Genomic DNA, 15,427 nt, shown 5'->3' with positions numbered 1-15,427 from the left:
GATGTGCACCGCTTCGCCGTGCTCCGGTCGGGATTCGGGCCGCCCGCCCGCAGCCTCAAGCCTTGTTCCGGTCGCCGTCCGCGCCGTCTCCTCAGCCTCAAGCCTTGTTCCGGTCGCAGATTGTGCCGTCGACGAGCGATTCAGACGGCACGAATCGCGACCGGAACGCCGAGATCACGGTCGCAGCGGCACCGGATCGCGGCCGAGGATCGGACAGCCACAGACGCAGACGAACGGATGCTCAGACCAGCACCCCAGAGGTGGGCACCGGATTCGCGAACAGGTCGAGCACCGGGCAGTGCGCATCGACGACCCGGCGCAGCTCCTCGTACTGCTCGGCCGTGTCGGGTCCGGTGATGTCGACCCGCACGCGCACGTCGTGGAATCCCGCGCGACCGGATTCGTCGATGCCGAACAGCTTGCGCACGTCGAGGTCGCCCTCTGCTGTGATCTCGATCTCATCGATCGTGAGGCCCAGCGCCTGTGCATACAGGCGGAACACGACGACCTGACAGGAGACGAGCGCGCCCAGCGCGTACTCGACGGGGCTCGCCGCCGCGTCATCGCCGGCGAGGGCGCCCGGCTCGTCGACGAGGAAGAGGTGCTTGCCCGCACGGATCTCGGTCGCCACGGATCCGACGCCGCGACCGATGACCCGGTAGGTGAGGGCGGCCGCACCCGCGTCGGCGGTGATGCGCTCATTCCACGCGGTGCCCGCGGAGGTGAGACGCCGCGCACGCTCCTCGGCGGTGACGTCGGCGACGAGCGAGAGCTGTTCCTGGAGAAGAGTCATGCGGCGAAGGTATCCGGGCGACCTACGGTGACGTGCGGGCGACGTCACCCGCGGTCACCCGCCGTCACAGCGCGACACACGAGGTGTGCGGCCGGCTCATCTCTGACGCAGTCCCTCGGTTCGTGGGACGAAGAACGTGCCCTGCATGTCTCTGCCCTGCATGTCTCCGGAGATGCAGACGCTGGTCACCGCGACCGAGAGCCGAATCACGTCGTTCTCACCGCGGTCACCAGCGTTCGGCGCCACGCGGGAGCACGTCGAGCACGTGCGGCAACTCGCTCGGGAAGCAGGAGCGGAAAAGCTCGGTGATCTGCGGGTCGGAGCCGTAGTCGTCGACGATGCGGAGCCCGATCAAGGTGCTGATGAGCATGCCCTCCGCGAAGAAAGCCCGCGCCTCGTCGGCATCCATCCCGACCTCGTCTCGGAAGAAGCGCCAGACCTGCGCGAAGCCTCGGCGGGCGGCGGGGCCGATCACGGGGTGGCTGCCGAGCAGGTAGGAGTGCGCGAGCGTCTGGTGCAGTCCGCGCACCTCGATGAGGTCGACGTACGCCTCGCCGATGCGCTTGCCCACAGGGAGGTCGTCGTCGCGGGCGAGCGCCGCTCGGAACGACGTCAGCAGTCGAGCGAGCGCCTCGTCCACCGCGGCGAGGAAGAGGTTCTCCTTCGAGCCGAAGAGGCGGACGACGTAGGGCTGACTCACGCCGGCCGCTCTGGCGACCTCGTCGGTCTTCGCGCCCTCGTACCCGCGCGCGCCGAACACCGCGAGCGCAGCCTGGACGATCTGCGCGCGCCGCTCGTCCGAAGAGAGTCGCCTGCCCGACTCGTCGGAGAGGACGCCGGATGCCGCAGCTGAGCTCATGCCGAAAGGTTATCAGCGAATCACTTGACTTTGTAATCATTCGATTACTACATTGCTTCAAGACAAGTAATCATTCAATTACAACTGGAGCATCATGTCTCAGCCCACCCCCGTGATCAGCCGCCGCCCGGTCGCGCTCGTCATCGCCGCGGCGTCCCTCCCGATGTTCATGGCCACACTCGACAACCTCGTCATGACCAACGCTCTGCCGGTGCTGCACCAGGAGATGGGCGCGAGCGTCGAGGAGCTGCAATGGTTCGTCAATGCCTACGCTCTCGCTTTCGCTGGAGCGATCCTGATCGCCTCCGCGCTCGGCGACCGATTCGGCCGCCGCACGGTCTTCGCGATCGGCATCGCCCTCTTCGGCGCCGGCTCCCTGTTCGCCGCCCTCAGCACCGACCCAGGTCAGCTGATCTCCGCACGCGCCGTCCAGGGCCTCGGCGCGGCAGCCGTGATGCCCCTCTCCCTCGCTCTCCTGACCGGAGCGGTCCCCGCATCCCGCCGCCCGCTCGCCATCGGCATCTGGGGCGGCGTCTCAGGACTCGGGGTCGCGGTCGGGCCGCTCGTCGGCGGCGCGATCATGGAAGGCTGGAACTGGCAGGCGATCTTCTGGATCAACATCCCCGTCGCGATCGTCGCCATCCCCCTCGCTCTGCTCGTGCTCCGTAACGACTTCGGCGCCCGCTCTCGTATCGACATCCCCGGAGCCGTGCTCGCGGCATCCGGCGTCCTCGCTCTCGTCCACGCGATCGTTCGAGGCAACGACGACGGCTGGGACTCGCTCGGCGTGATCCTCGAGCTGGCGCTCGGCACCGTGCTGCTCGCGGCATTCGTGATCTGGCAGAAGCGCGCGAAGGCGCCGCTGGTGCCGTTGCGACTGTTCCGAGACCGCTCCTTCTCGATCACGAACGTAGTCGGCTTCGCCTTCAGCTTCGGCACCTTCGGCTCGGTGTTCATCCTGATCCAGTACCTGCAGGTCGTGCAGGGATCGACTCCCCTCGAGGCCGCGGTGCAGACCACTCCATGGACCCTCGCTCCGATGTTCGTCGCGCCGCTCGCCGGCATGATCGCGCCGCGCATCGGCACACGCGCGCTGCTCGTGCCCGGCCTGCTGCTGCAGGGCATCGCCCTCGCGTGGATAGCGCAGATCACCGCTCCCGACCTGCCCTACCCGAACCTGATCGCCCCGTTCATCATCGCGGGCGTCGGCATGGGACTTGTGTTCGCCCCGTCGGCGACGGCGCTGCTCGCGACCCTCGGGCTCGTCGACCACGCAAAGGCGGCGGGCGTCAACTCGACCGTCCGCGAACTCGGCGTCGCGCTCGGCACCGCGGTGATGACCGCGATCTTCGTCGGCGCTGGTGGCCAGCTCACCCCCGACCTCTACGTGGACGCGGCAAAGCCCGCCGTGTTCACGGGCGCCGCCGTGCTGCTCGCCGCGACCGTCGTCGCGCTGTGGCTGCCGTCAGGGAAGTCGACCGCCCCCGTCCCCGTCCAGGCCGTAGAGGAAGAACCGGCTCTCGCCGCCCGCTGATCCGGGACGCAGAAGGAGGGGACGGATGCCGCAGCATCCGTCCCCTCCTTCACTGTCTGTCTCAGCGCTTGTAGTTCGGCGCCTCGACGACGATCTGCACGTCGTGCGGGTGCGACTCCTTGAGCCCTGCCGAGGTGATGCGCACGAACTTGCCGCGCTGCTTGAGCTCTTCGATGGTGCGGGCGCCGACGTAGAACATCGACTGACGAAGGCCACCGACCAGCTGATAAGCGACGGCCGAGAGCGGGCCGCGGTACGGCACCTGACCTTCGATGCCTTCAGGGATGAGCTTGTCGTCGCTGGGCACGTCTGCCTGGAAGTAGCGGTCCTTCGAGTACGAGGTCTGCTTGCCGCGGGTCTGCATCGCGCCGAGCGAGCCCATGCCACGGTACTGCTTGAACTGCTTGCCCGACTGGAAGACGATCTCACCCGGCGACTCATCGGTGCCGGCGAGCAGCGAGCCGAGCATCACAGCATCCGCCCCGGCGACGAGCGCCTTGGCGATGTCGCCCGAGTACTGCAGGCCGCCGTCGGCGATCACCGGCACGCCGGCGGGGCGAGCGGCGAGCGACGCCTCATACACGGCGGTGACCTGCGGCACACCGACTCCGGCGACGACGCGCGTGGTGCAGATCGAGCCCGGGCCCACGCCGACCTTGACGGCGTCGACTCCGGCGTCGATGAGCGCCTGGGCGCCCTCGCGGGTCGCGACGTTGCCGCCGATGACGTCGATGTGAGCGAAAGACTCGTCGGCCTTCAGGCGCTTGACGAGGTCGATGACCCCCTGCGACTGGCCGTTGGCGGTGTCGACGACGAGCACGTCGACCCCCGCGTCGCGCAGCGCCTCTGCCCGCTCCCAGGCGTCGCCGAAGAAGCCGATGGCCGCACCGACGCGCAGACGGCCCTGATCGTCCTTGGTGGCGAGCGGGTACTTCTCGCTCTTGTCGAAGTCCTTGATCGTGATGAGTCCGGCGAGCTTGCCGTCGCCGTCGATCAGCGGCAGCTTCTCGACACGGTGCTTCGCGAACAGCGCGATGACCTCTCCGGCGGCGACACCGACGGGCGCCGTCACGAGGCCCTCGGATGTCATGACGTCCTTGACGAAGGTGGTCTGACGCTCGAAGCCCGAGACGAAACGCATGTCGCGGTTGGTGATGATGCCGACCAGGCGTCCGTCGGGGTCGACCACCGGCAGGCCCGAGATGCGGTACTTCGCGCACAGCGCGTCGACCTCTTCGACCGTGGCATCGGGCGTGGTGGTGATCGGGTCGGTGATCATGCCCGATTCGCTGCGCTTCACCCGGTCGACGTGCGCCGCCTGATCGGCGATCGAGAGATTGCGGTGCAGGATGCCGATGCCGCCCTCACGCGCCATCGCGATCGCCATGCGAGACTCGGTCACCGTGTCCATCGCGCTGGAGAGCAGCGGGGTCGCGACCGAGATCCGGCGCGTGATGCGAGAGGAGGTGTCGGCCTCGCTCGGGATCACGTCGGTGTGCCCCGGCAGGAGCAGCACGTCGTCGTAGGTGAGTCCGACGAATCCGAACGGGTCGTGCTGTTCCATGGGTGTCCTCCTGCGAGCGCGAGTGTGGCGACGGTGTACCAATTCTAAGCGCGAGGACCCTGCGTAAATTCCCTGTGCCGCAGTCGTTCAGCGGGCAGGTTCCCCATGATGCGCACGATCGTGTCTTGGTCGAAACAGAATCGACACACTACGCTCATAGCGTCGTACATCAAGGCTGATGAACACCCTGTCATGGCCTGTGTACTGGACTGGGAGGTTCTGTGAGTCCGACGATCTCGGCGAAACGGAGCGGCAGCCGGTGGGTCAGCGCCCTCCTCGGCACGCTCTTCGCCTTCGTGCTCCTGCTGATACCCGCGACGGCCGCGTCAGCCGATACGACGGATGACGGACAGGAAGTCACCGACTTCTACTTCGCCGGCGTCATCACCTTCGATGACGAGCCGGTTCCCGACGTCGTCATGACCATCAAGGGCAACGGCTTCGAGGGCGAGACCAAGACCGACGCCGACGGCAAGTGGCGCCTGTACGTCCCTGAGAAGGAGACGTACACCCTGACCGTCGACGAGGAGACCCTCCCCGACGGCGTCATCGTCGACGCGGCGCAGCTGCCCGAGGGCACGCAGCCGATCGCGGGCACCACGGCATCGTTCGAGGTCGAGTTCGGACTCACCGGCACGAAGATCATGAACCTCTTCCTCGGCGAGGGCGAGCGCATCACGGTCTCGTTCTGGGATCAGCTGTTCTCGCGCCTCGTCGGCGGGCTGAACTTCGGACTGCTCCTGGCTCTCGCATCGATGGGCGCGGCGCTCATCTACGGCACCACGCGCCTGTCGAACTTCGCCCACGCCGAGATGGTCACCTGGGGCGGCATGCTCGCGCTGGTGACCACCACCTTCTGGCACCTTCCCCTGTGGGCGGGCATCGCCGCGGCCGTGATCGGCGGCGGTCTCTTCGGCTGGGGAATGGATGCCGGCATCTGGCGCCCCCTGCGCCGGAAGGGCCTCGGCACTGTGCAGTTGATGATCGTCAGCATCGGTCTCTCGCTCGCGCTGCGCTATGTGTTCCAGTACTTCATCGGCGGCGGCACCTACCAGTTGCCGGGCGCCAGCCCCACGCCTATCCAGTTCGGCCCGATCTCCCTGTCGTACATCGACCTGATCGCGATGGGCGTGAGCATCGTCGTGATCCTCATCGTCGCGTGGTTCCTCACCCGCACGCGCATCGGCAAGGCGACCAGGGCGATCTCCGACAACCCGCAGCTCGCCGCCGCTTCCGGCATCGACGTCGACAGGGTGATCCGCATCGTCTGGATCCTGGCCGGCGTGCTGGCCGCGATCTCGGGCATCCTGTGGGCGTACTTCCGCCCTGGTGTGAAGTGGGACATGGGCGGGCAGATGCTGCTGCTCATGTTCGCGGCGATCACGCTCGGAGGACTCGGCACGGCATTCGGCGCCCTCGTCGGATCGCTGATCGTGGGCATGGCCGTCGAGATCTCGACCCTGTGGATCCCCTCCGACCTGAAGTACGCGAGTGCGCTCGTCGTCCTCATCATCATCCTGCTGGTCAGGCCCCAGGGCCTGCTGGGGCGCAAGGAAAGGCTGGGCTGATCATGGACTTCGGAAGCATCCTCTCCAACACCGCCGTCTATCTGTTCAGCCCGGTCACCATCGCATATGCGCTGGCCGCCACGGGCCTCGCGATGCACTTCGGCTACGCCGGGCTGCTGAACTTCGGCATGGCCGCGTTCATGGCGGTGGGCGGCTACGGCTACGCGATCTCCGTGCTCTCGTTCGGCCTGCCCTGGTGGCTCGGCATGCTCATCGGCCTCGCAGGCGGCGCGCTGTTCGCTGTGCTCCTCGGCATCCCGACTCTGCGACTGCGCGCCGACTACCTCGCCATCGCGACCATCGCCGCGGGTGAGATCGTGCGACTGCTGTTCACGACTCAGCTGTTCGACGAGTGGACGAACTCCGCCGACGGGCTCGCTCAGTACAACGGCGGCTTCCGCGACGCGAACCCGTTCCCGCAGGGCACCTACGGCTTCGGTCCGTGGGTGTACTCGGCCGACGATCTGTGGAACCGGGTGTTCGGCGTGCTCCTGCTCGCCCTGTCGGTGCTGCTGGTCTGGTCGCTGATGCGCAGCCCCTGGGGCCGCGTGCTCAAGGGAATCCGCGAGGATGAGGATGCGGTCCGCTCGCTCGGCAAGAACGTGTTCGCCTACAAGATGCAGGCGCTCGTGGTCGGCGGTGTGATCGGCGCAGCCGGCGGGATCGTCTTCGTGCTCCCCTCGGCCGTGGTGCCCGGCAGCTACACGACCTCGCTGACATTCTTCTTGTGGACGATCCTCCTCCTCGGCGGTGCCGCGACTGTGTTCGGCCCGACGCTCGGCGCGATCCTGTTCTGGGTGGTGTTCGCCTTCCTGGCGAACCTCCTGCCCAGTTTGGCGAAGGCCGGATACCTGCCCATGTCCGACAGCCAGGCGTCGACGCTCGTGTTCGTGTTCGTCGGCGTCGCCCTGATGCTGCTCGTGATCTTCCGCCCGCAGGGCATTCTCGGAGACAAGAGGGAGATGACCTTTGTCAAGTGAACTGACCCCTGACGCCGACGCGCCTGCGGAGACGCCCACCGGCAGCATCCGCCGCCCGAAGACCACCGGACTCGCCAAGGGGCCCGCGGCTCCCGGTGTCGCGAAGGTCGACCCGATCCTCGTGGTCGATGCCGTGCAGCGCCGCTTCGGCGGACTCGTCGCGGTCGACGTCGATCACCTCGAGATCCCGCGCGGAGCGATCACCGCCCTGATCGGACCGAACGGCGCTGGCAAGACGACCCTGTTCAACCTGCTCTGCGGTTTCGACCGTCCCAACAGCGGAACCTGGTCCTTCGATGGCAGGAGCCTCTCCGGAGTCCCCTCCTTCAAGGTGGCGAGGATGGGTCAGGTGCGCACCTTCCAGCTGACGAAAGCGCTCTCCCTGCTCACGGTCCTCGAGAACATGAAGCTCGGTGCGCCCGGTCAGAAGGGCGAGGGCTTCTGGGCCTCGCTGTTCCCCTTCCTGTGGCGACGGCAGGACGGCGAGATCGAAGTCAAGGCGCGTGAACTGCTCAAGCGCTTCAAGCTCGACGCCAAGGAGAAGGACTTCGCCGCTGCGCTCTCGGGCGGTCAGCGCAAGCTGCTCGAGATGGCGCGCGCACTTATGAGCGATCCCCATCTCGTCATGCTCGACGAGCCGATGGCTGGCGTCAACCCGGCCCTCACGCAGTCGCTGCTCGACCACATCCTCGATCTCAAGGAACAGGGCATGACCGTGCTCTTCGTCGAGCACGACATGCACATGGTGCGGCACATCGCCGACTGGGTCGTCGTGATGGCCGAGGGCCGGGTCGTCGCCGAGGGCCCGCCCGAGGAGGTCATGGAGGACCCGGCTGTCATCGACGCCTATCTCGGCGCCCACCAGGATCTCGATCTGGGCGCGGTGACCGGCCGCATCGCCGTTTTGGAGGATGCCGCGGCCGCGAGACTGCGCGAGAAGATCGAAGCAGAGGCCGAAGCCGAACTCGCTGCGCGCTCGACTGCAGACCCGGCATCCGAAATCCACGCACCCGAGGAGGGCAAGGCATGAGCGACGACACCGTCATCGTCGAGCTGAAAGACGTCCATGCCGGCTATCTGCCGGGGGTGAACATCCTCAACGGCGCGAATCTCGTGGCCAGGCAGGGCGAGCTGATCGGCATCATCGGGCCGAACGGCGCCGGCAAGTCGACACTGCTGAAGGCGATCTTCGGCATGGTCAACGTCCGATCGGGAGAGATCACCGTGAACGGCGAGAGCATCGTCGGCCTCAAGGCCGACAAGCTCGTCCGCCGCGGCGTGGCATTCGTCCCCCAGACGAACAACGTCTTCCCCTCGCTGTCGATCGAAGAGAACCTGCAGATGGGGCTCTTCCAGAACCCGAAGATCTACGCCGAGCGGCTCGAGTTCGTGACGGGCATCTTCGCCGAGCTCGGCAAGCGCCTCAAGCAACGAGCCGGTTCGCTCTCCGGCGGTGAGCGTCAGATGGTGGCGATGTCGCGCGCGCTGATGATGGACCCGTCCGTGCTGCTGCTCGACGAGCCGTCGGCGGGGCTCTCCCCTGTCCGACAGGACGACGCGTTCATCCGCGTCTCCGACATCAACAAGGCCGGCGTCACGACGATCATGGTCGAGCAGAACGCCCGCCGCTGCCTGCAGATCTGCGACCGCGGCTACGTGCTCGATCAGGGCAAGGACGCCTACGAAGGCTCCGGCCGTGACCTGCTGAACGATCCGAAGGTCATCGGTCTGTACCTCGGCACGCTGGGAACCGACGCCGCCTGAGCGCGCGGCGGACCCTCGGCCGTTGAGCGAGCGCAGCGAGACGACGCCCTCCCCCGGCCGTTGAGCGAGCGCAGCGAGACGAAACGCAGCGAGGCTCGCACGAGCTCCAGCCGTTCCTCGGAGCACGCGTTTCGCCTCGGTCGCTGGCGCTCCCTCGCTCAACGACCGGTTGCTCGTCGTTGACCGCGGCCGCGTTCCGGTTGCAGTTCACGCCGCCACCGGCATCCACCCCCGCCTTCCGGGCGCAGTTAGCGCCGTCGCCGCGCACGACAAGCGGCGCCAACTGCACCCGGAAAGCCCAGCCCCGAGCGAGAAGCGGCATCAACTGCGACCGGAACTCCGAGGCGATCGCGCGGCAGGCATGACGAAGGCCCCGGATGCTCGCATCCGGGGCCTTCGCTCTACTCACATCAGTTGGTGCGAGTGATGGTGTTGTCCGCGCCGTACTTGTAGATGCCGATGGTGGCGCCCTGAGGGTCGCCATTCTCGTCGAACGTCACATCGCCGGAGTAGCCGTTGTAGTCGGCGACCTTTCCGTCGTTGATGATCTTCGCGCAGTCGGCGAACGTGGTGCACGCCTCACCGTCGCCAGAACCGCCCGAGACCTCTTCCATCTTGGCCGCGATGTCCGCGCCCTTGGTCGAGCCCGCAGCCAGCGAGGCCAGTGCGACGAGGACGACCGCGTCGTAGGCCTCACCCGCGTAGGTGAAGTCCTTGACCTCGGCGTTGCCCTCGCCGGTCCAGTACGTCTGCAGACGCTCGGTGAAGTCGTCGGCGAGCGCCGGGCCGGCCTTCGTGCCCTGAGCTCCTTCGAGGGAGACAGGGATGTCGGTTCCGTAGTCGGACAGGTTGCCGTCGACCATGTAGAACTTGTCGGCCGAGATGCCGGCGTTCACCAGCAGCGGGGCGATGGTCTTGAACTGCTCGAACGACACGATCGCGATGGCATCCGGGTTCTGCGCCTTGATGGTCTCGACCTGGGCGTCGAACTGCGCGTCGCCGACGTTGTAAGACGCCTCGGCGACGACCTCGCCGCCGGTGCCCTCGAACGTGCTCTTGATCGCCGCGTCGAGGCCAGTGCCGTAGGCGTCGTTCTGGTAGATGATGCCGAGCGTCTTGTGGCCGTCCTCGGCGATCAGGTTGCCGAGGACCTCGCCCTGAAGCAGGTCGCTGGGGGCGGTGCGGAAGTAGAGGCCCTTGTCGTCCCAGCTGGTGAAGTCGGGCGAGGTGTTCGACGCCGAGATCTGCAGGATGCCCGCGGCGACATTGCCGTCGAGGATCAGCTTGGAGACGCCGGATGCCGCGGCGCCGACGATCGCCGACACGCCTGCGCCCTGGAGCTTGGTGATCGAGGTCTCGTACGCCTTGGTGTCGGTGTCGCCCTCGTCTTCGGCCGTCAGGTCGATCGTGATACCGGCCTTGGCGTCGTTGATCTCCTGCACTGCGAGTCCGACACCGGACTCCATGGGCGGGCCGAGGAAGGCGAGCGATCCGGTCTGCGGAAGCAGCGATCCCAGCTTGAGGGTGAGGTCGGTGGCGGGCTTGCCGCCATCGTCACCGGAATCGGACGGCGTGCTGCTCGCGCAGCCCGACATGACGAGTGCGGATGCGCTGACCAGCGCGATGCCGGCGAGGACCTTCGCTGTGCGCGAGCCCTTCAGTGCGTTCATGATGCTCCCTTGCGTAACTGAGCGTGGATCGTGACCACGATCGGGTGCTCTAACCCTAGAACGCGAGGTGCGCGCGCAGGGGTCGCAAGTGTTTCGGTGCGTTAACGATCCGGTACCGGGTTTCACGCGATGTGCGTCCCGGAATCAGACGAGTTCGGGGCGTTCCACTCGGCGTCCGCGGCGGGAGGCGAGGAGCATGTCGACCACGAATACGGCGATCGCGATCCACACGAGGGTGAATCCGGCCCAGCGAGCGGGCGGCATGGCTTCGCCGAGCACGACGACGCCGAGCAGGAACTGCATGATCGGGGTGATGAACTGGATCATCCCGATCAGGGTGAGATCGATCCGACGGGTGCCTGCCGCGAACAGCAGCAGCGGAACCGCGGTGGCGACGCCCGCGAACGCGAGGAGCACGGCGTGCCAGGCGCCGTTCTGCCCCATCGTGATGCCCTCAGGCGTGGTGGCGACGAGAATGAGCTGCACGACGGCGATCGGGATCAGCCAGAAGGACTCGAGGGTCAGCCCGCTGACGGCATCCACCGCTGGTCCGATCTTCTTCTTGATCAACCCGTACACCCCGAACGACGCCGTGAGCGACAGGGCGATCCACGGAAACGACCCGTAGACGACGATGATCACCACGACGGCTATAGCGGCGATGCCGATCGCGACCCACTGTGCGACCCGTATGCGCTCACGCAGCACGAACACGCCGAGGAGCACGGTGGTGATCGGGTTGATGAAGTAACCGAGACTCGTCTCGACGACATGACCGTTGAGAGTGCCGATCACGAAGACCTGCCAGTTGACGTAGATCAGCACGCCCGCGAGCGCGGTGAGGGCGAGAAGCTGGGGCCGGCGGATGATCGCGCCGAGCGCCTTCCACCCGCGGGTGACCGTGAGCAGGACCACGCAGAACACCAGCGAGAGCACGACGCGCCATGCGACGAGCTCCCAGGGTCCGGTCGGTGTCAGAAGCAGGAAGTACAGCGGCAGCAGACCCCAGAGGAGGTATGCGGCGATCGCGTACAGTGCCCCCGTGGTCCGGGTGGCGCTGGTCGCTTCTGAGGTCACCACGCAACCCTATGCCCGGGCAACGAAGAAGGCCCGGATGCCGAAGCATCCGAGCCTTCTCGTCTTGTACGCCGTATCAGCGGACGACGACAGCCAGCACGTCGCGAGCCGACAGGACGAGGAACTCGTCTGCGCCGAACTTCACCTCGGTGCCGCCGTACTTGCTGTAGAGCACACGGTCGCCCACGGCGACATCGAGCGGGACGCGGTTGCCATTGTCATCGATGCGGCCGGGGCCCACGGCCACGACCTCGCCCTCCTGGGGCTTCTCCTTGGCGGTGTCAGGGATGACCAGGCCACTCGCGGTGGTCTGCTCGGCCTCGACCTGCTTGATGACGATGCGGTCCTCGAGCGGCTTGATGGAAACCGACACGGTCTACCTCTTCTTTCTTGACGATGACACGAAAGACTCGTTCGCACTCTCAACCCGAGAGTGCTAATCCAGTCTAGGCGGTCGGCTGGCACTCACGCAATGCGAGTGCCAGCCACCCGCCGCCTAAGCTGAGCAGGTGGAGATGTCCGAGCTGCGCGCCCTGCTCACCCCCGACGGTCTGGAGCTGCTCGACGCCCTGGGCCCGATCGAGTCGACGGGCGAGGTCGCGAAAGCGGTGTCGCGGCTTCGCGCCGCCGGGCACTCGCCTGATCTGGTGTCGGCGGTCGTCGGTCAGGCGCATCTGCGCGCGAAGGCGACCGCGAAGTTCGGCGAGTTCGCCCAGCGGATGCTGTTCACCCGCGCGGGCCTCGAGCAGGCCACGAGACTCGGAGTCGGCGCCCGCCACGCCCAGCGACTCCGCGCGGCCGGCATCACGGCGGTGGCCGACCTCGGCTGCGGCATCGGAGGAGATGCGCTCGCGTTCGCGGGGGCCGGCCTCGAGGTGCTCGCCGTCGACGCCGACGAGGTCACCGCGGCCATCGCCGCCTACAACCTCGCCCCGTTCGGCTCGGAGGTGCGACACGGTACGGCCGAAGACGCGTACGCCGCGCTCGGAGATGTTCCCCTCCCTCGGTCGGATGCTTCGGATTCCGCCGAGGCAGGCGCACAAGACCGAGGGAAGCGCGCGGCGCAGAGCGGTGCTCGAGCGATCTGGATGGATCCGGCCCGCCGCACCTCGGGGCACAGCGAGACTCGGCGCGTCTCGGCCGAGGACTACTCCCCCTCGCTCGACTGGGCGTTCGACGTGGCCTCGCAGGTTCCGACCGGCATCAAACTCGGCCCCGCGCACGACCGCGATGCGCTCCCCGCCGACTGCGAAGCTCAGTGGGTGAGCGCCGATGGCAGCGTGGTCGAGCTCGTCGTCTGGACGGGCGTCCTCGCGCGCCCCGGCATCCGTCGCTCCGCCCTGGTCATCCGGGGCGACCGCTCGTACGAACTCACCTCTGGCGCCGACGCCGAAGACGCACCTGTGCGCGAGCTCGGCGCGTACCTGCACGAGCCCGACGGAGCCGTGATCCGCGCCCGCCTGATCGGCGACGTCGCCCGGAGCCTCGACGCGGGCATGCTCGACGAGCACATCGCCTATCTCACGTCGGATGCCGCGTTCACGAGCCCCTTCGTGCAGTCCTTCCGTGTACGCGAGACGATGCCGGCGAATCCCAAGGCGATCAGCGACGCGCTCAAGCGCCACGACATCGGCACGATCGAGATCAAGAAGCGCGGGATGGATGTCGATCCGGCGGCGTTCCGCAAGAAGCTCACCCTCAAGGGCGCCGAGACGGCGACGCTCATCCTCACGCGCGTGGGCTCCCGGAGGCTCGCGATCCTCGCCGATCGGGTGCCCGCCGCGTCGTAGGTCATCCGTCGGGGTCTGTCACCTCGATCGGGTCGCCGGTCTCGGTATCGATCACGATCGTCGACGCGCCGCCGGCGTTCTCGGTGATCGTCAGATAGGGCGTTCCCCAGTTCGTGAACTGTGCGGACACTTCGATGCGCCCGTTCTCGTCTTCGGCCGTGAGGGTGAGCCCGTCTTGGAGGGTGTCGGATTCGAGGCCGCAGGCGGTCGCATCGAGTGCGTCGACGATGAGGCAGCGCTCGTTCTGGTCGGAGTCCGTGAAGCGGTAGGCGATCCAGGCCGGCTGCTCGCGGACGTACCCGACGACCGAGACGCCCGCGAGGTACCCTTCGTCGATGAGCGCCTGCGCGCGCGTGCGCTCGTCCCCCTCGAACTGGTCGAGCATCGAGGCGTCGTTGTCCCAGCGCTGGATGGCGACCATAGGCTCTCCCGCGGTCGAGAGCATCCCGTAGGCGTTGATCGAGGCTCCGAAATCGCCCTCGGCCGCGTCCTCCTCTGGCGGGAGGGAGATGGTGGCGTTCAGGCCGTAGGCGAGGTTGACGTCGTCGGCCCGCGCGCATCCGATCTGACTCTGTCCGGCGGCCTCGAGCACGAGGCAGTTCTGATCGCCGTCGCTCTGTGTGCCGAACCACACCAGCGCATCGTCGTCTCGCGCGACCGCGCGCAACGTGCCCTCATCGAACTCGTACTTCTCGTCGAGTTCGAGCTTGTGCTGCACCTCGTCTTCCGTCAGGGCGACGGCATCACGCACGCGGGGTGCGAACAGCGCCCAGCCTGCCCCGAGCCCGAAGATGAGCAGAAGAGCGGATGCCGCGGCCACGGCCTTCCAGTGACGGCGGAGGGTCGGGCGCCAGGAGAGTTCTTCGGTCGTCGGACGAGCGCCGCGAGACGTGGATTCCGATGGCTCCTCGGCTGCCTCGCGAGCGTCGGTCGTCGAGCGCGCCGCAGTCGAGTCGAAAAGCCGAGACGAGACGTCTGTTCCCTGAGGCCGAGAGATGAGAACGTGTTTCGCCTCGGTCGCTTCGCTCCCACGCTCAACCGCCGGGAGCTCGTCGGTCGATGAACGAGGGTCGGGCCTCGAGTGCGCATCGGGCGAGTCGACTCGCGGAGGCTCAGGCTGCTCCAGCTCACGCAGACGCGCCGCCTCGGCATCCGTCAGTCCGCCTCCTCGGCCATAGGCCTTGTGCTGCAGCGCGCGCAGCTCGTCGGGCTCAGGAATCGGCGTCATCGGAACTCCTCGTGATCAGCGAATGCGAGGTCAGCGCCGCCGGATCGCCTTCGGCGTCGAACAGGATCTGCGCCTCGACCAGCCCCTCTCCGCCATCGACCTCTCGCCTCAGGCTGGTCTGGAGGCCTCGCATGATCGCCACATCCCGCTCACGGCAGGCGGGTGCGGTCGTCTCACCGTCACTGATGATCGCGCAGACGATGTCTCCGCCGTCGCGTGTCGCGAACCACACGATCGTGCCGTCCTCCTCGGCGATCGGGCGCAGGGAGCCCGAGTCGTAGACCGCGGACACGAGTATCTCGTTCTGCCAGGACTGCTGCTCCGCACTCAACGGAACCGCCTGCGCGCGCGCGCGGAGAGAACAGCGCCCAACCGACCAGCACGCCGACGAGGATGGCGACGACCAAGGCTGCCAACGCCGCGCCTCGGGCACGAAGGCCACTTCGCAGCCGGGGCGTCGAGCGCGCCTCGGTCGTCGAGCGACCGGACGGAGACGAGTCGCCCGTGCCCTGAAATCGATGCAAAGAACCGCGTTTCGTCTCGGTCGCTTCGCTCCCTCGCTCAACGACCCGGGGCTCCTCAGCCGTCGCACTGCCTCGC

At 67.3% G+C, this 15,427-nt stretch carries 14 protein-coding genes; 6 read left to right on the top strand and 8 right to left on the bottom strand.

What is annotated here, in order from left to right; all coding sequences use genetic code 11:
- Positions 1-241: 241 nt before the first annotated feature.
- Both QFZ53_RS07820 and QFZ53_RS07815 read right to left on the bottom strand, forming a co-directional pair.
- Positions 242-793 carry an OsmC family protein gene (locus QFZ53_RS07820; RefSeq protein ID WP_307295198.1) on the bottom strand — a complete coding sequence of 184 codons (552 nt, stop codon included), beginning with the start codon at positions 791-793 and terminating at the stop codon, positions 242-244.
- Positions 794-1,019: 226 nt separating this feature from the next.
- Positions 1,020-1,652, bottom strand: coding sequence for a TetR/AcrR family transcriptional regulator (locus QFZ53_RS07815; RefSeq protein ID WP_307295196.1), 633 nt, complete (start codon positions 1,650-1,652; stop codon positions 1,020-1,022).
- A gap of 94 nt (positions 1,653-1,746) precedes the next feature.
- On the opposite strand from QFZ53_RS07815, the gene QFZ53_RS07810 reads away from it, so the two are divergent.
- Positions 1,747-3,186 (top strand): DHA2 family efflux MFS transporter permease subunit, encoded by a 1,440-nt coding sequence (locus tag QFZ53_RS07810; protein WP_307295193.1) that lies wholly within the window; start codon positions 1,747-1,749, stop codon positions 3,184-3,186.
- A 61-nt stretch (positions 3,187-3,247) separates the two neighbouring features.
- Here QFZ53_RS07810 and guaB read toward each other — a convergent pair whose 3' ends face one another.
- Complete coding sequence (gene guaB / locus QFZ53_RS07805; protein WP_292905557.1) at positions 3,248-4,750, bottom strand: IMP dehydrogenase; 1,503 nt, start codon at positions 4,748-4,750, stop codon at positions 3,248-3,250.
- Between the two features lie 221 nt (positions 4,751-4,971).
- Between guaB and QFZ53_RS07800 the strand changes: the two genes are divergently transcribed.
- The 4 genes from QFZ53_RS07800 to QFZ53_RS07785 are packed head-to-tail and all read left to right on the top strand — an operon-like array spanning position 4,972 to position 9,062.
- Positions 4,972-6,318: a branched-chain amino acid ABC transporter permease gene (locus tag QFZ53_RS07800; RefSeq protein ID WP_292905559.1), complete on the top strand. Its 1,347-nt coding sequence runs from the start codon at positions 4,972-4,974 to the stop codon at positions 6,316-6,318.
- A 2-nt stretch (positions 6,319-6,320) separates the two neighbouring features.
- Positions 6,321-7,298 carry a branched-chain amino acid ABC transporter permease gene (locus QFZ53_RS07795; RefSeq protein WP_307295191.1) on the top strand — a complete coding sequence of 326 codons (978 nt, stop codon included), beginning with the start codon at positions 6,321-6,323 and terminating at the stop codon, positions 7,296-7,298.
- 46 nt (positions 7,299-7,344) lie between these two features.
- Positions 7,345-8,328: an ABC transporter ATP-binding protein gene (locus QFZ53_RS07790; RefSeq protein ID WP_307299371.1), complete on the top strand. Its 984-nt coding sequence runs from the start codon at positions 7,345-7,347 to the stop codon at positions 8,326-8,328.
- Positions 8,325-9,062: an ABC transporter ATP-binding protein gene (locus QFZ53_RS07785; protein WP_292905563.1), complete on the top strand. Its 738-nt coding sequence runs from the start codon at positions 8,325-8,327 to the stop codon at positions 9,060-9,062. The genes QFZ53_RS07790 and QFZ53_RS07785 overlap by 4 nt, the downstream gene beginning before the upstream one ends.
- A 410-nt stretch (positions 9,063-9,472) precedes the next feature.
- On the opposite strand, the gene QFZ53_RS07780 is transcribed toward QFZ53_RS07785, so the two are convergent.
- The 3 genes from QFZ53_RS07780 to groES form a co-directional block, all read right to left on the bottom strand.
- Complete coding sequence (locus QFZ53_RS07780; protein ID WP_292905565.1) at positions 9,473-10,732, bottom strand: ABC transporter substrate-binding protein; 1,260 nt, start codon at positions 10,730-10,732, stop codon at positions 9,473-9,475.
- Between the two features lie 144 nt (positions 10,733-10,876).
- Positions 10,877-11,809, bottom strand: a complete 933-nt coding sequence (rarD, locus tag QFZ53_RS07775; protein WP_307295188.1) for an EamA family transporter RarD — start codon at positions 11,807-11,809, stop codon at positions 10,877-10,879.
- Positions 11,810-11,885: 76 nt separating this feature from the next.
- A complete protein-coding gene (groES, locus tag QFZ53_RS07770; RefSeq protein ID WP_017203655.1) occupies positions 11,886-12,182 on the bottom strand; it encodes a co-chaperone GroES in 297 nt (98 codons plus the stop codon).
- Positions 12,183-12,318: 136 nt separating this feature from the next.
- Here groES and QFZ53_RS07765 point away from each other — a divergent pair, with 136 nt between their 5' ends.
- The gene (locus QFZ53_RS07765) at positions 12,319-13,599 is read left to right on the top strand and encodes a class I SAM-dependent methyltransferase (protein WP_307295160.1); all 1,281 of its coding nucleotides are present in this window, start codon (positions 12,319-12,321) and stop codon (positions 13,597-13,599) included.
- A 1-nt stretch (position 13,600) separates the two neighbouring features.
- Here the strand turns inward: QFZ53_RS07765 and QFZ53_RS07760 are convergent, their stop codons facing one another.
- Together QFZ53_RS07760 and QFZ53_RS07755 are read right to left on the bottom strand one after the other, a co-directional pair.
- Positions 13,601-14,827, bottom strand: coding sequence for a hypothetical protein (locus tag QFZ53_RS07760; protein ID WP_307295159.1), 1,227 nt, complete (start codon positions 14,825-14,827; stop codon positions 13,601-13,603).
- Positions 14,811-15,158, bottom strand: coding sequence for a hypothetical protein (locus QFZ53_RS07755; RefSeq protein ID WP_307295157.1), 348 nt, complete (start codon positions 15,156-15,158; stop codon positions 14,811-14,813). The genes QFZ53_RS07760 and QFZ53_RS07755 overlap by 17 nt, the downstream gene beginning before the upstream one ends.
- Positions 15,159-15,427: the final 269 nt, after the last annotated feature.

Source organism: Microbacterium natoriense (assembly GCF_030816295.1).
In the GTDB taxonomy this organism is placed as follows: domain Bacteria; phylum Actinomycetota; class Actinomycetes; order Actinomycetales; family Microbacteriaceae; genus Microbacterium; species Microbacterium natoriense_A.
This window is presented reverse-complemented; position numbering and strand designations above follow the sequence as displayed.

Excerpts from the sequence above, each read along its gene's own strand:
- QFZ53_RS07820 (WP_307295198.1), bottom strand. The coding sequence starts at position 793 with ATGACTCTTCTCCAGGAACAGCTCTCGCTCGTCGCCGACGTCACCGCC.
- QFZ53_RS07815 (WP_307295196.1), bottom strand. The coding sequence starts at position 1,652 with ATGAGCTCAGCTGCGGCATCCGGCGTCCTCTCCGACGAGTCGGGCAGG.
- QFZ53_RS07810 (WP_307295193.1), top strand. The coding sequence starts at position 1,747 with ATGTCTCAGCCCACCCCCGTGATCAGCCGCCGCCCGGTCGCGCTCGTC.
- guaB (WP_292905557.1), bottom strand. The coding sequence starts at position 4,750 with ATGGAACAGCACGACCCGTTCGGATTCGTCGGACTCACCTACGACGAC.
- QFZ53_RS07795 (WP_307295191.1), top strand. The coding sequence starts at position 6,321 with ATGGACTTCGGAAGCATCCTCTCCAACACCGCCGTCTATCTGTTCAGC.
- QFZ53_RS07785 (WP_292905563.1), top strand. The coding sequence starts at position 8,325 with ATGAGCGACGACACCGTCATCGTCGAGCTGAAAGACGTCCATGCCGGC.
- QFZ53_RS07780 (WP_292905565.1), bottom strand. The coding sequence starts at position 10,732 with ATGAACGCACTGAAGGGCTCGCGCACAGCGAAGGTCCTCGCCGGCATC.
- QFZ53_RS07760 (WP_307295159.1), bottom strand. The coding sequence starts at position 14,827 with ATGACGCCGATTCCTGAGCCCGACGAGCTGCGCGCGCTGCAGCACAAG.